Below are 13985 nucleotides of genomic sequence, written 5' to 3'. Positions count from 1 at the left end.
CTGGCTCATGGTCTAGCGCATGTGCGGCGTCTCGGGCAGCGGCATCAGGGCCGCCGCCCGTCCGACCGTTCAGGCCCGGCCGTAATTGTCCTCAAGCCGCACGATGTCGTCCTCGCCGAGGTAGGAGCCGGACTGCACCTCGATCAGCGTCAGCGGGATCATCCCCGGATTCTCCATCCGGTGGACGCAGCCCAGCGGCAGGTAGACGCTCTCATTCTCCCGCAGCAGGATACGCTCCCCGTCGCGCTCGACGATCGCGGTGCCGGCCACCACCACCCAATGCTCCGCCCGGTGGTAGTGCTTCTGCAGGCTCAGCTTGCCGCCCGGCCGCACGGTGATCTTCTTCACCTGGAAGCGGGTGCCCAGAGCCACACCCTCATAGGACCCCCAGGGGCGGTAGACGCGGCGGTGTTCCGTCGCCTCCTTCCGCCCGGCGGCCTTCAGCTGCTCCACCATCTTCTTCACGTCCTGGGCACGGTCGCGGTGGCAGGCCAGCACCGCGTCATCCGTCACCACCAGGACCACGTCATCCAGCCCGACCACCGCCGTCAGGATGCCTTCCGACCGCACGAAGCAGCGCCGGGCGCCGAGCAGCGAGGTCGGGCCGATGGTGGCATTGCCCTCCGCATCCTTGGGCGCGATGTCCCAGAGCGAGGACCAGCTGCCGACATCCGACCAACCCGGCTCGCAGGGCACCACGGCGGCGAGCTGCGTGCGCTCCATCACCGAGGTGTCGATGGAAACGGAAGGGGCGGTGGCGAAGCTCGGGCCGAGGCGGACGAAGCCCAGATCCCGCGCCGCTGCCGCCACCGCCCCCCGGGCGGCCTCCAGCACATCCGGCGCATGGGCGGCGAGTTCGGCCAGCAGCGTCGCGGTGCTGGCCACGAACATGCCGCTGTTCCACAGATGGCGGCCGCCTTCCAGGAAGCGCTGCGCGGTGGCGGCATCCGGCTTCTCGACGAAGCGGGCGATCTGCTGCGCGCCGTCCACGCCGGGCAGCGGCGCGCCAGCCTCGATATAGCCGTAGCCGGTCTCGGCGATGGTGGGGCGGATGCCGAAGGTCGCGATGCGGCCGGCGGTGGCGGCGGCGGCGGCCACGACCAGCGCGCGGCGCAGCGCCGGCACGTCCTGGATCGCCGCATCGGCGGCCATGATCCACAGCGTGGCGCCGGGCGTCTCCTCCCCGATCAATACGGCGGCGGCAGCGATGGCGGCGGCGCTGTTGCGCGCCTCCGGCTCCAGGACGATGCGCGCCTCCTCGATCCCCGCCTCGCGCAGCTGTTCGGCGACCAGGAAGCGATGCGCCTCCCCGCACACCACCACGGGAGCGGCGAAGCCGGGGCCGCGGGCGCGGGCGGCGGTTTCCTGCAGCATGGTGCCGGCCGAGAGCAGCGGCCAGAACTGCTTCGGATACCCCTCCCGCGACAGCGGCCAGAGCCGGCTGCCGGTGCCGCCGCACAGGATGACAGGGACGATCAACCCGGTCTGGGCCTCCATGGACAGAAGCTCCATGGCGGGCACGGCGTCTTGAGGCATCGGGGACTCACCTTCGGGCATGGGGCTTGGTATGTCGCAGGGGTTGGGAAAAAGAAAGGCAAGGGTAAGGTCGAACCGTGTCATCCGGTGTCGCCCCCCAGGCCCCCAAGGTTGACGTCACCCACCGCCCCCCGCTTAACGAGGCCGGGATCGGTTGCGGCCCCGACAGGACCCGAACAGGAAAGGACGACCGTTGGCGAAGCCCCGCATCGCGATCGACGGCTACAATCTGGCGCTGGACCAGGGCACCGGGGTGGCGACCTACGCCCGCAACCTGTCGCAGCGCCTGGGCGCCATGGGGGCCGAGGTCGGCGTCCTGTATGGCCAGCGCGGCTCCACCGGCAATGACCAGCTGCTGCGGGAAGTCACGCTGTACGATGCCCGGCCGAAGCCGCCGCATTGGCTGAAGCGGGCGATCGACGATTTCATCCACGGCCTGAAGCTGTCGATGGGGGAGGAGGCGAAGCGCGTCCAGCTGACGGAGGCCGTCATCCGCAAGGGGCTGGAAGCCCGCCTGCCCTATGCCGACACCGCCTGGAACATCCCGGAGCTGTTCCGCGCCGCGGTGCAGAGCTTCGGCGCCAAGAACAGCATGGGCAAGGTGCGGCTGCCGGACCGGCAGGATGTGATGCACTGGACCTATCCGCTGCCGCTGCGGGTGGAGGGTGCCAAGAACATCTACACCATCCACGACCTGGTGCCGCTGCGCATGCCCTATGCGACGCTGGACGTGAAGCGTCGCTACCTGGGCACCTGCCGCGCCATCGCCGCGACGGCCGACCACATCGTGACGGTCAGCGAGGCCTCGAAGCGGGACATCATCAACCTGCTGGGCGTGCCGGCGGAGAAGATCTCCAACACCTATCAATGCGTCGAAATCCCGGAACGCCTGGCCCGCAAGCCGGAAAACCTGGCGCGTGGCGAGGTGGAGGGCGCCTTCGGCCTGGAATGGGGCAATTACTGGCTGTTCTTCGGCGCCATCGAGCCGAAGAAGAATGTCGGCCGGCTGATCGAGGCCTATCTCGCCTCCGGCAGCACCGCCCCGCTGGTGATCTGCGGCAAGCAGGCCTGGCAGATGCGCCAGGAACTCGGCCTGATCTATGAGGACGACCAGCGGATCATGGCCGATCCCGGCCCCTTCGATGGCGTCCAGGCCCTGACCCGCAAGCTGCGCGACCGCGTGATCCTGCTGGACTACGCCCCCTTCCGCCTGCTGATCAGCCTGATCCGCGGCGCGAAGGCGATGCTGTTCCCCTCACTCTACGAGGGTTTCGGCCTGCCGGCGCTGGAGGCGATGCTGCTCGGCACCCCGGTGATGACCAGCAACACGTCCTCCCTGCCGGAGGTGGTGGGCGACGCCGCCTTGACCGTCGACCCCTATGACACCAGGGCGATGGCGGAGGCGATCCAGGCGCTGGACGCGGATGCCAATCTGCGCGCCGAATTGTCGGCCCGCGGACCGCAACAGGCGGCGCTGTTCGACGCCGCGCATTACGACCGCCGGCTGGTGGAGATGTATGGCCGGATCGGTATCACGCTGAACGGGTGACGTGCCGTCAGGCGCGCCGGAGGCACGCCTGACGGAGCGGTGGCCCGTCGCTACCGCACCAATACTTCCGCGGCCTCCCGCGTCTTGGCCACCGCCTCCGCCGCCTGCGCCACGGCGCCCGAAATGCCGGAGATATTGGAGGAGACGGTGGAGACGGCGGTCGAGGCGTTGTGCATGCTGGCCGACATGCCCTGGGTGACGACGCTCTGCTCCTCGACGGCGGAGGCGGTGGCGGCGACGCTTTCGCGCACCGTGGTCACCGCGTCCCGGATCGCGCCTAGGGCGGAGGCGACGGTGGCCGAGGTGGCCTGGATGCCATCGATCTCGCGCGAGATCTGCTGGGTTGCCTGCGCCGCCTGCACCGCGAGGTTCTTCACCTCGCTCGCCACCACGGCGAAGCCCTTCCCGGCCTCCCCGGCCCTGGCCGCCTCGATCGTCGCGTTCAGCGCCAGCAGGTTGATCTGGCTGGCGACGTTGCGGATCAGGCCAACGATGCTGCTCATTGCCTGGGCGGCGGTGGCCAGGGATTCGGTGTTGTCGGCCACCGCCACGGTCTGGGCGAAGGCATCGTCGGTGGCGCCGCGGGACCGCGCCATGCTCTGCGCTATTTCGCCGATGGAAGCGGCGAGCTGTTCGGCGCTGGCAGCCACCTGCTGCACGCCCTGCGCCGCCTCATCCGCCGCGCTCGCGGCCGAATAGGCCTCAGTGTTCGACTGGGCGATGGCGCCGTCGATCTCCGCGAAATTGCTGTCGATCAGCGTCTTGAGGTCCGCGAGCAGCTGCATCTGCGCGGTGATGTCGGTGGCGAACTTCACCACCTTGCAGGGCTTGCCGCTGGCATCGAGGATCGGGTTGTAGGCGCCCTCGATCCAGACCACGCGACCGCCCTTGCCCAGGCGGCGGAACTGCCCAGCCTGAAACGCGCCCTGGCGCAGCTTGTCCCAGAAGGCGGCGTAATCGGGACTTTCCCGCGTCGCGGCGTCCACGAACATGCTGTGCGGCCTGCCGCGCACCTCCTCGATCGTATAACCCAACGCCTTCAGGAAATTCGCATTGGCGTCGAGGATGGTGCCGTCCAGGGCGAACTGGATCATCGCCTGCGACCGGCTGATGGCGAAGATCTGGCCGGCATAGTCGACATTCTCAAGCCGGTCGCGCGCATCCGACCATTCCACCACGAAGCCCGTGCGGCGGCCCTGTTCGGTCAGGGGCGTGACCAGCAGGTCGAAGGTACGGCCGCCGACGTTGATGGTGGCGGCATGGGGTGCCTGCAGCGCCTTCAGCATGCCGCGCTGATGGTCCGGCTTCTTGTGGAACACGTCGATGCTGCTGCCGATCAGCCGCGCCGCGCTGAAGTTCGGCAGGTCGCGCTTCAGCTCCGCCTCCGCCTCCTGCATCAGCTTGATGGCGGCGTGGTTCATGTAGCGGATGACGAGATCGGTATCGGCGATCATGACGCTGGCTCGCAGCGCATCGAGAGCGCGGGCCGTGGCGGGGGGCTGGGCTTTGCGGGTCAGCGCGGCGAGCATGCGGGGGAACCTTCTTCGTTCGCCAACCCACGATATCGTGAAGCGGTTAAACGTTGACTGACGCGGGAGCATGCTCGGCGGAATACCTGTCCAGCATGGCAACCTCCCGCCCGGCCAGGCCCTCGAACACCGGGCGGGAGAAGTGGAAGCCCTGCATGTAGCGCAGGCCGATCTCGCGCAGCGCCGTCACTTCCCCTTCCCGCTCCACCCCTTCCGCCACCAGCTTGATGCCGATCTCGCGGCAGAGACCAACCAGGCTGGCGATGATGGCGCGCCGCACCGGGTCCTTGTCGCAGTCCCGGACCAGAGCAAGGTCGATCTTGAGAATATCCGGCCGCAGCTCCGCCAGCCGGAGCAGCCCGGAATAGCCGGTGGCGAAATCGTCCAGTGCCACCTGGAAGCCCTGCCGACGATATTCCTCGATGATCGACCGGGTATGGGTGGGGTCCGCGATACGCTCATTCTCGACGATCTCGAAGGTCAGGCGGTCGAGCGGAAAGCCGGTGCGGGCGGCGGTTTCCAGAGTGCGTCGGATGCAGGCGCGCGGCTCATAGACCGCATTTGGGAGGAAATTGATGTTGAGCCGCGTGGTCATGCCGAGCCGGGCCGCCAGCTCGATCGCCTTCACCCGGCACGCCTGATCGAAGGCATAGAGGCTGTCGGCGTCGATCTGGTCCAGCACGCTCCGCGCCCCCTCCCCACCGGGGCCGCGCACCAGGGCCTCATGGGCATCGATCCGCTGGGCCTCGACATCGACGATGGGCTGGAAGGCCATGGTGAAGGCGGGCAGCGACCTTTCGGTCTGGCAGGCGGCACAGGCCTTGGGCGAGCGAGGCATTTGAAATGCAGTCCATGAGGAGAACAGGCGGGAGGGCGGTAACGCCCAGGGCTGTTCTATGGCAGCATCCCTTGACAAATCCTCACACTGCTGAACGCGGACCGCCCCTCAGGCCAGCGTCTCCGGATAAAACCGCCGCAGCAGCGGTTCCAGATGCGCGCGCAGATAGGCGATGGCGGCGCCTGGCAGGGCATGGCGCCATTCGCCCGGCTGGCCAGAGCGGTAATGGGAGGCCGCATCCACCTGGCCCGGCGCGCGGCCGGTCAGGGCCGTAAAACTGTGGCGCTCCGCGGGGGGCAGCAGATGGCCGGGATGGGCGGCCTTCAGCAGGGCGCCGAGCCGCTCATTCGGGCGCTGCACCATCTCCTCCATCCGCAGCGTGGTGAAGCGGGCATCGTCGAAATCCCAACGGCGCAGCGCATGCAGCGGGCCCACCGAATCCGGATGGAAATCGGCGCGTTCCAGGAAGGCGAGGGTCAGCAGCATGCCCTCCGCCTCCGGCACCTCCCGCAGCAGCGCCTGCTGCGCCACCAGTTGCGACCAGCCATCGGTCGGATGGGTGTTGCGATGGGAGTGGTAGGCGGAGACCACCAGATCCAGCGGGTTGCGGATGATGTGGATGCCACCCGGGATGCGCCCCGCCAGGAAGCCGTGATCGGCATTGGCCAGGATGGTCACATCCCCCTGCGGGTCCGGCAGGGCGGCGCTGTGATGGGTGGCGGTGCTCGCCAGCCCGTTCATCCGGGCATAGTCATTCACATAGCGCGCCAACCAGGCACTGGCGCATTTGTGGTGGGTGAGGACGTAGACCGGCACCTGTCCTCAACCCGCGCGCAGGAAGACCACCCGCGCCGCGCCATGTTCGCGCGACGCGACCTCCGCCCAGCCGGGCACCTCCAGCGCCTCCTCCCGCCCCAGCTCCGCCGCCACCAGCGCGCCGGGCGCGATCCAGCCGGCGGCGCCGAGCGCGGCGAGGGCCTTCGGCACCAGATCCTTCCCATAGGGCGGGTCGAGCAGGATGAGGTCGCAGGGCGCGGGCGGGGCGCGAGGGCGCAAAACGTCGCCGCCCAGCACGGTGCAGCGCGCTTCCTCCTTCAGGCTGGCCACATTCTGCCGAAGCACGGCGAGCGCCACGCGGTCCTGTTCCAGGAAGCTGGCATGGGCGGCGCCACGCGACAGCGCTTCCAGCCCCAGGGCGCCGCTGCCGGCGAAGGCGTCCAGCACACGCCGGTCTTCCACCGCCTCCGCCCCCGCCCAAGGGGCGTGCAGCAGCATGTCGAAGATGGCCTGGCGGACACGGTCGCTGGTCGGCCGCGTGGTCTCCCCCGGCGGCGCGGCCAGCCTACGCCCGCGGTGGAGTCCGGCGACGAGTCGCAGCACGCGGTGGCCTCTTCGGTTCGGCGTTGCGGGCGCGCGGGATATTGCCCGGGCGGGTCGGGCGCTTGCTGACCGGCGCGGCGGGTTCGGCGGGTGGCGGGGCTGCGGCCGCAGCGGCCTCGGCCTCCACCTCCTCCCGCCGCCGGCGCTTGGCGGGGGCCTCGCCGATGCCGAGCTGTTCACGCATCACCTTCGGATGCACCTCCTCCACCGCGCCCTTGGGCAGGGTGCCGAGCTGGAAGGGGCCATAGGCGGTGCGGATCAGCCGGGTGACCTGCAGGCCGAGATGCTGCATCACGCGGCGGATCTCGCGGTTCTTGCCTTCCTTCAGGCTGACCGTGAGCCAGGCGATGCCGCCCTGGCGGCTGTCCAGCCCGCATTCGATCGGACCATAGGCCACGCCCTCGATGGTCACGCCGCGGGCGAGCGCCGCGAAGGCGCGTTCATCGACATGGCCGAAGACCCGCACGCGATAGCGGCGCAGCCAGCCATTGCTCGGCAGTTCCAGCTTGCGGGCCAGGGCGCCGTCATTGGTCAGCAGCAGCAGCCCCTCGCTGGTCAGGTCGAGCCGGCCGATGGAAATGACTCGGCCGAGGGCCGGCGGCAGGCGTTCGAACACCGTCGGCCGACCCTGCGGGTCCTTATGGGTGGTGACCACGCCATCCGGCTTGTGGTGCCGGAACAGCCGCGTGCGTTCCGGCATCGCCACCGTCTTGCCGGAGACGGAGATGCGGTCGCCCGGCTGCACGAAGGTGGCGGGGCCATCCACCTTCTTGCCGTTCAGCTTCACCACGCCCTCGGCGATCAGCTTCTCCGCGTCGCGGCGGGAAGCGATGCCGGCGCGGGCCAGGAACTTCGCGATGCGTTCGCCGCGTTCGGCGCTGTCTTCCGTCTCGTCGGTCATCGGCGGGCCGCCTCGACAAAGGCCGCGAGGATATCGGGGTCGCGCGGGTCCACGGCATATTCCGGGTGCCATTGCACGCCGAGGGCGAAGCGATGGCCGGGCAATTCGATTCCCTCCACCACCCCATCCGGCGCCACGGCGTTCACCACGCCGGACCCCGCCGTGGCGACCGCCTGGTGATGCGCGCTGTTCACCGCCATGCGGGGGGCGCCGACGATGCTGGCCAGCAGCGTGTCCGGCGTGATCGCCACCTCATGTCCCGGCTCCGTGCGCGGATTGGGCTGTTCATGCGCCAGCGCGCCCGGCACCTCATCCGGGATGTGCTGGATCAGCGTGCCGCCGAGGGCCACCGCCAGAAGCTGCTGGCCGCCGCAGATGCCGAGCACGGGCATGTCGCGGTTCAGCGCGGCGCGCACGGCGGCGAGTTCGAAATCCGTCCGGCCCGGCTTCAGCGTGACCTTCGGATGCGGCGCCCCGCCGCCCCACAGCGCCGGGTCCACGTCGAAGGCTCCACCCGTGACGAGCAGCCCGTCGATGGCGTCCAGGTAGTCCACCGCCAATTCCGGAAAATGCGGCAAGGCGACGGGCAAGCCGCCGGCAGCAATGATGCTGGCAAAATAGTTCTGGCGGAGCGCGTACCAGGGCAGCTTCGACCAGCCACCGGCCGGTTCCGCATCCAGGGTCACGCCGATGACCGGGCGTTTGTTCATGCCGGTTGCTAGACCGCGGCCCGCCGTCAGGGCAAGCATCGCGCCATGTCCCCGATGGAAATCGCGCTGCAAGAAGCCCATTCCGCCGCCGCAAGGGGCGAAGTGCCGGTCGGCGCCGTAGTGACGGATGCCGCCGGCCGGGTGCTGGCGCAGGCGGGCAATGAGGTGGAGGCCCGCCGCGATCCCTCCGCACATGCCGAAATGCTGGCGCTCCGCGCCGCCGCTGCGGCGGCGGGCGACAAGCTGCTGCCCGACGCGACGCTGTGGGTGACGCTGGAGCCCTGCGCCATGTGCGCCCAGGCCATGGCCTTCTTCCGGGTGAAGCGCCTGGTCTTCGGCGCCTATGACCCGAAGGGCGGCGCCGTGGACCACGGCCCCCGCCTGTTCACCCAACCCACCTGCCACCATGCGCCGGAAGTGGTGGGCGGGGTGCGGGAGAGCGAGTCGGCGGCGCTGCTGCGCGGGTTTTTCGCGGGGCTGCGATAGGCCCCTACAACAACCGCCCCAGCCGCAGCGCCACCAGCACGCCGGCGACCGAGGCGCCGATCAATGCCAGCGCCAGGGCGAAGCCGCCCGGCTCCTCCACCCCTGGCACGCCGGTCACGTTCATGCCGAAGATGCCCGCCACCAGGCTCGCCGGCAGCATGGCCGCGGAGATCACCGACAGCACCAGCAGCCGCCGGTTGGTTTCCTCCGCCGCGCGCGATGCGGTCTGGTCCTGCGCGATGCGGCCGCGTTCCAGCACCGCGGCCAATGCCCGCACCGCCACCCGCGCGCGCCGCGATTCCAGCAGCAGCGGCGTGGCCAGGGGCGCCACCGGCCCGAGACGAGCCTCCGCCACATCCTCCGCCAGATCGTCCAGCGCTTCGGCCAAAGGGTCCAGATGGCGCGACAGGCGCAGCGCTTCCCGTCGCAGGGCGGCGAGCAGGTCGCGCGGCGGATCGCCGCCGGGGCGCAGGAGCTGGTCCTCGATCCGCGCCATCTGCCGCCCCAGCAGGCCGATCACCTGGCCGAATTCCAGCATCGACAGGCGCAGCACACTGGCCAGCGCCTCCGCCGGCGTCGCGACCTGGGGTGCCTGCAAGGCCAGATGCACGCCGCGCAGCGGATGGCGCCGGGCGGTGACCAGCAGCCGGGGCGTCAGGGCGAAGTGCAGAAGCCCCACCGGCGGCGCGGCCGGCGCATCGGCATCGTAGTGGATGTCGGGCAGGCAGCCATACAGCGCATCGCCGGAGGCTTCGATCCGGGTCGCCTCCTCAGCCTCCACCAACGCGGCGCGGGCCGCCTGCGGCAGCGCGGGCAGCGCCAGCAGGAAATGCCGCGCGCGCGCATCCACCAGGTCGAAATGCAGCCAGAGCGGGGCCTCCCCCGCCGCGACCATCGCGGCAACCGCCTGCGGCGCCAGCGGCGCCGCCCCCTCCCCCAGCCGCCAGGCGGCGATCACACCATGGCAGGGCGGCAGGCTGGCAGGGCTATCGGGCATGGGGAACCTACCGGTCGGCACGGCCGGCTTATAGACCTGCCCGGCCGGCTGCGTCAGGCGGCTTCGTGGACCCCCGCGGCGCGCGGGTCCCACCACCAGACCGGATCCGGCCCCACCATCACCCCGGCCTGGAAACGCGGCGCCGGGCGGTGCTTCGCCGTGCCGGCCAGCACGGCTGCGCCACGCTCGGTCAGCCGCCAGGGCGTGTCCCGCGTGACCAGCCGCAGCGGCCCGGTGGAAAGCCGCTCCGCCAGCTCGCGCACGATCAGGTCGGTCACATGGAAGACAGGATCGGCGATGCGCAGCGCATGATGCGCGGCGGCGAGGTCGGTGGCGCCCTCCGCCACCGCGCGCAGCAGCATCCGTTCGGTCAGCGCCAGCCCATCGCTCCGCCAGGGCAGGTCCTGAAGGTGGCGGCGCATGGCCACCGCCAGATGCGGCAGGGGGGAGGCACGGCGGGTCAGACTGTCCAGCGCCACCGGATCAGGGCTGGCGAAGGCCGCCCAGGCCTCGGCACCGGCTTCCAACTGCAAGGCGGTCAGCGGCTGTGGTTGCAGCGCCGCGACCTCCTCCGCCGGCATCAGGGCGAAGGGGCGCTTGCCATCCGCCGGCATCAGGAACAGCCGCCCGTCCAACGGCGCACGGCCCGCCAGCAGCGACAGCACCCGGATCAGGCAGGCCTGGTCCCAGAGGTCGTGCTCGAACCACAGCAGCACGCGGTCGAACTTCGCCAGCGCGTTCAACGCCATGTATTCACGACCCAGCCGCAGCCGCGCCGCCTCCGCATCCACCCCGGCATGCAGGGCGATGACGCGCGCGCGACGGCCGAGATAGGCCATCAGCTCGTCATCGGAGACGGCGCCGACACAGACCGGATCGGCGATCGGCAGGTAGGATCCTTCCCAGCCGGCCTGCGGCAGAAGGTCGCGAAGATCGTCGCCGCAGCGGATATGGGCGGTGGAGGTCATGCCCGCCCATGCCATGACACCGCCGGGCGTGGAAGAGGCGCGGGCATCACCGCCCGCGCCCGCAGGTCACAGCCGCAGGCCAAGCCGGCGAATCATCTCGCCTTCCTCGGCATATTGGCGGCGCATGAAGGAGGCATAGTCCTCCGGCCCCAGATGGAAGGGCGCCATGTCGAATCGGTCCAGGATGGCGACATGGGCCGGGTCGAACAGCGCCTCGCGGAAGGCGTCGTGCAGCACCTTCACATGATCGGGATTCATCCCCTTCGGCCCGGCAAGGCCGTAGGGGGAGGCCGAAACGATATCGATGCCGCTTTCCTTCAGCGTCGGCACATTGGGGAAGCGCTTCGCACGCTCCGCCGTCCAGGTCACCAGCAGCCGCATCCGGCCGGACTGCACCAGTTCCGACCAGCCGGAACTGTCAGCGCTGGCCTGGATCTGGTTGCCGAGCAGCGCCTGGCTGTTCTCCGCCCAGCCGCGGAAGGGCACATGCGTCCATTCGATGCCGCGCTGGCCCGCGATCTGTTCCATGGTGATGTGCAGCGAGGTGCCGACGCCCGGCGTGCCGTAGTTCACCCGGCCCGGATTGGCCTTCGCGTAATCCAGGAACTGCTCCAGGTTCTGCCAGGGGCTTTCGGCATTCACCACGATGCCGAACAGATAGCCGGTCAGGTGGATGACGTAGGAATAGTCCTCCAGCGGGTTGAACAGCGCCCGCTGCGCCATCTGCGGGTGGCGCAGCACGCTGATCGGCATCTGCGACAGCACATAGCCGTCCGGGCGCTCGCTCAGAAGCTGCTGCGGCCCAAGGATGCCGCCCGCCCCTGCCCGGTTCTCGATGACGATGGGCTGGCCGAGCCGCTTGGAGGCCTGTTCGGCCAGGACGCGCATCTGGATATCGGTGGTGCCGCCGGCGCCCCAGGGCACGATCATGCGGATGGGGCGGTTCGGATAGCGGTCCTGCGCCCAGACGGCAGGGGCGGCGAGCAGTGCGGCGCCCAGCCCCAGCGTGGCACGTCGGCCCATGGCGGTATGACGTCGGATGATCATGGCACGTGTTCCCCTGTTGGTCGCGCCGGCCTTCGGACCGGTTCTGTCCGAATGCCTATCGCGCGCGGGGAACGGCGGCAACTGCCAAGGGGGATGACTGGGCGAGGATGACCAGGGGGTGATGCGCCACCGCCGCGCGCCCAGCGCGGCGGTGGCGGAACGGCTCAGTCCCGCAAGGCGCGCGCGGAAAGCGCGGTCTGGAACACCAGGTTCAGCAGGTCGCTGGCGATCTGGAGGTTCTTCGGGTCCAGCCGCGGCAGGGCGATCAGCTCGTCGCCCGGCGCCGGGCCTTCCGTCGGCTCCAGGATCAGCTCGCCGGAGGCCTTGCGGATCATCACCTGGCTTTCCGCGCCACGTTCGGCGAAGCCACCGGCCGCGCGGATATAGTCCGGGATGCGCATGTCGGGCCGCCAGATGATGGCCTGCGGGATCGAGACCTCACCGGAGACGAGAACGGTCTGCACCCGCTCCGGCACCACCACCACGTCGCCATCCTCCAGCCGCACATCGGCGCAACGGCCGGTGCGGTCCATCACCACCATGCGGCCTTCAGGCCGGCTGCGGCGCGCGCGCTGGATATAGCTGGACACCAGGTTGGCCTCGCTCGCGCGGATCGCGGCGACGCCACTGGTGACGGAGACGGCCATGAAAAGCTGGCGTTCCAGCCGGTCCATCGCCTCCTGGATCACCCGGGCCTGCTGCGCCGCGACCGAGGGGCGCAGCAGGAAGACGCCGGCCGGATTGGCCAGCACCGGGTCCACCGCAACGTAATCGAGCAGGGTGCACAGCGTGGTGTCGCGATCGGTGATCAGCACGGAGGGGCCGATGCGGCTGCCCTCGATGCTGACGCGCACCGTGGGCGCCGGGCTGTCGGTGATGAAGGTGATGGTGTCCTGGTCCTGCAGCTGCAGGCTGCCCAGTTCCCGCAGCGTGGCGTAGCGCGCGAAGGGCTGGCCACCGCGGCTGCCGCGGATCACCGCATTGGTGGCGGAGGGCAGCGGCAGGGCCAGGCTGAGCAGTTCGCGGCCCGGCATGGAACGGCCGCTGACCTCGAACAGGAAGTTGTTGCGCACCGCGCCATCCGCCCCGACCATGGCGCCCTGCGGCGCCACGACGATGGTATCGCCTTCCTGCAACGAGATGTTCGGTAGCTGGCCGGTCAGCAGGAAGCGGTACAGGTCCACCCGCGCCACGGTCCGGCCGCCGCGATTGACCGCGATGTCGCGATAGGAGCCTCGGCCCGGATCGACGCCGCCGGCACGGCTCAGATAATCCAGGATGCTGTCGGAGCCGGCGCCCAGATGGCGACCGGGCAGCCGCACCGGGCCGGTGACGAAGACGCCGACCTGGCTGGCATTCAGCAGCACGGCATAGACCTGCACCTGCTGCGAATAGACCCGGCGGACCTCCGCCTCGACCACCCGCTGCACGTCGCCGGCGCGGGTGCCGGCGATGCGGATCGGGCCGATCTGCGGCAGGAACAGATTGCCTTCCGGATCCACCACGCCGACCACGGAGGCCTCGATGAAGCCCCAGATGGTGACGGAAACGCGGTCGCCGGCACGGATGATATAGTTCGGATTGGGCGCGTCAGTGGCCGAGGCCGGTGCCCGGGTGAACAGGGCGGCGCCGAACACCACGGTGGCCGGGCCGGCAGCCCGCGCCGGGTCGCCGATCGGGCCAACCGCGGTGGGCCCGCCTTCCGCCGCCGTGGCCGAGCCGGCGCGGGAGGTGGTGATGGTATCCGCGGCACTGCCGAGCAGGGCCGGCAGCGTACCGACCTGTGGTCCCCGCACCGCCTGACCCGTGGGCAGGCCCGGCGCCTGGATCTGGGCATTGGCAAGGCCGGGCAGCAGCAGCGCCCCCAGCATGGCCCCCACCAGGGCCATCTTCAGAGCCGCCGCCTTCGGGGCGAGGCGCGTCAGCGTGCTTGGCAGGCGGCAGAACACGTCGGGCATATCGGGCACAATCCGGAAGAAGGGCCGGCCGAAGCCGGCCGGCCGTTACACTGTCCTGTCTCGTCGCAAAATGCCAAGCCCCGGCT

General features: G+C 70.1%; 12 protein-coding genes and 1 pseudogene. 2 read left to right on the top strand and 11 right to left on the bottom strand.

The window, feature by feature from the left end; translation table 11 throughout:
* Positions 1–69: 69 nt before the first annotated feature.
* Positions 70–1536, bottom strand: a complete 1467-nt coding sequence (locus ACVFYP_RS02265; protein ID WP_499198497.1) for a mannose-1-phosphate guanylyltransferase/mannose-6-phosphate isomerase — start codon at positions 1534–1536, stop codon at positions 70–72.
* Between the two features lie 193 nt (positions 1537–1729).
* Here ACVFYP_RS02265 and ACVFYP_RS02260 point away from each other — a divergent pair, with 193 nt between their 5' ends.
* Entirely contained in the window at positions 1730–3085 is a 1356-nt protein-coding gene (locus tag ACVFYP_RS02260; RefSeq protein WP_499198496.1) for a glycosyltransferase family 4 protein, read from the top strand.
* A gap of 50 nt (positions 3086–3135) precedes the next feature.
* Here the strand turns inward: ACVFYP_RS02260 and ACVFYP_RS02255 are convergent, their stop codons facing one another.
* The 6 genes and pseudogenes from ACVFYP_RS02255 to ACVFYP_RS02230 form a co-directional block, all read right to left on the bottom strand.
* Complete coding sequence (locus ACVFYP_RS02255; protein WP_499198495.1) at positions 3136–4614, bottom strand: methyl-accepting chemotaxis protein; 1479 nt, start codon at positions 4612–4614, stop codon at positions 3136–3138.
* Between the two features lie 46 nt (positions 4615–4660).
* Positions 4661–5452 (bottom strand): EAL domain-containing protein, encoded by a 792-nt coding sequence (locus ACVFYP_RS02250; protein ID WP_499198494.1) that lies wholly within the window; start codon positions 5450–5452, stop codon positions 4661–4663.
* Between the two features lie 108 nt (positions 5453–5560).
* Positions 5561–6268: a sulfotransferase family protein gene (locus ACVFYP_RS02245; protein WP_499198493.1), complete on the bottom strand. Its 708-nt coding sequence runs from the start codon at positions 6266–6268 to the stop codon at positions 5561–5563.
* A 6-nt stretch (positions 6269–6274) separates the two neighbouring features.
* A complete protein-coding gene (gene rsmD / locus ACVFYP_RS02240; RefSeq protein ID WP_499198492.1) occupies positions 6275–6832 on the bottom strand; it encodes a 16S rRNA (guanine(966)-N(2))-methyltransferase RsmD in 558 nt (185 codons plus the stop codon).
* 139 nt (positions 6833–6971) lie between these two features.
* Positions 6972–7733 (bottom strand): annotated as a pseudogene (locus tag ACVFYP_RS02235) (pseudouridine synthase); the annotation flags it as partial.
* The gene (locus ACVFYP_RS02230) at positions 7730–8443 is read right to left on the bottom strand and encodes a gamma-glutamyl-gamma-aminobutyrate hydrolase family protein (RefSeq protein WP_216872897.1); all 714 of its coding nucleotides are present in this window, start codon (positions 8441–8443) and stop codon (positions 7730–7732) included. The gene ACVFYP_RS02230 and the pseudogene ACVFYP_RS02235, both read right to left, overlap by 4 nt.
* Before the next feature lie 54 nt (positions 8444–8497).
* On the opposite strand from ACVFYP_RS02230, the gene ACVFYP_RS02225 reads away from it, so the two are divergent.
* Complete coding sequence (locus tag ACVFYP_RS02225) at positions 8498–8929, top strand: nucleoside deaminase (protein WP_499199527.1); 432 nt, start codon at positions 8498–8500, stop codon at positions 8927–8929.
* Between the two features lie 4 nt (positions 8930–8933).
* Here the strand turns inward: ACVFYP_RS02225 and ACVFYP_RS02220 are convergent, their stop codons facing one another.
* The 4 genes from ACVFYP_RS02220 to ACVFYP_RS02205 all read right to left on the bottom strand — a co-directional run bounded on the left by ACVFYP_RS02220 (position 8934) and on the right by ACVFYP_RS02205 (position 13899).
* Positions 8934–9926, bottom strand: coding sequence for a CorA family divalent cation transporter (locus tag ACVFYP_RS02220; protein WP_499198491.1), 993 nt, complete (start codon positions 9924–9926; stop codon positions 8934–8936).
* A gap of 53 nt (positions 9927–9979) precedes the next feature.
* Positions 9980–10894, bottom strand: a complete 915-nt coding sequence (locus ACVFYP_RS02215) for a hypothetical protein (protein ID WP_499198490.1) — start codon at positions 10892–10894, stop codon at positions 9980–9982.
* A gap of 66 nt (positions 10895–10960) precedes the next feature.
* Positions 10961–11941, bottom strand: coding sequence for a tripartite tricarboxylate transporter substrate binding protein (locus ACVFYP_RS02210; RefSeq protein WP_499198489.1), 981 nt, complete (start codon positions 11939–11941; stop codon positions 10961–10963).
* A 164-nt stretch (positions 11942–12105) separates the two neighbouring features.
* Positions 12106–13899, bottom strand: a complete 1794-nt coding sequence (locus ACVFYP_RS02205) for a polysaccharide biosynthesis/export family protein (protein ID WP_499198488.1) — start codon at positions 13897–13899, stop codon at positions 12106–12108.
* Between the last annotated feature and the right edge of the window lie 86 nt (positions 13900–13985).

The organism is Roseomonas sp. F4 (genome assembly GCF_053891155.1).
The sequence above is the reverse complement of the archived record's forward strand: the minus strand, read 5'-3'. Positions and strand labels throughout refer to the sequence as shown.

Coding starts and splice junctions, on each gene's coding strand:
- ACVFYP_RS02265 (WP_499198497.1), bottom strand. CDS start 1,536: ATGCCTCAAGACGCCGTGCCCGCCATGGAGCTTCTGTCCATGGAGGCC.
- ACVFYP_RS02255 (WP_499198495.1), bottom strand. CDS start 4,614: ATGCTCGCCGCGCTGACCCGCAAAGCCCAGCCCCCCGCCACGGCCCGC.
- ACVFYP_RS02250 (WP_499198494.1), bottom strand. CDS start 5,452: ATGCCTCGCTCGCCCAAGGCCTGTGCCGCCTGCCAGACCGAAAGGTCG.
- ACVFYP_RS02230 (WP_216872897.1), bottom strand. CDS start 8,443: ATGAACAAACGCCCGGTCATCGGCGTGACCCTGGATGCGGAACCGGCC.
- ACVFYP_RS02225 (WP_499199527.1), top strand. CDS start 8,498: ATGGAAATCGCGCTGCAAGAAGCCCATTCCGCCGCCGCAAGGGGCGAA.
- ACVFYP_RS02220 (WP_499198491.1), bottom strand. CDS start 9,926: ATGCCCGATAGCCCTGCCAGCCTGCCGCCCTGCCATGGTGTGATCGCC.
- ACVFYP_RS02215 (WP_499198490.1), bottom strand. CDS start 10,894: ATGACCTCCACCGCCCATATCCGCTGCGGCGACGATCTTCGCGACCTT.
- ACVFYP_RS02210 (WP_499198489.1), bottom strand. CDS start 11,941: ATGATCATCCGACGTCATACCGCCATGGGCCGACGTGCCACGCTGGGG.
- ACVFYP_RS02205 (WP_499198488.1), bottom strand. CDS start 13,899: ATGCCCGACGTGTTCTGCCGCCTGCCAAGCACGCTGACGCGCCTCGCC.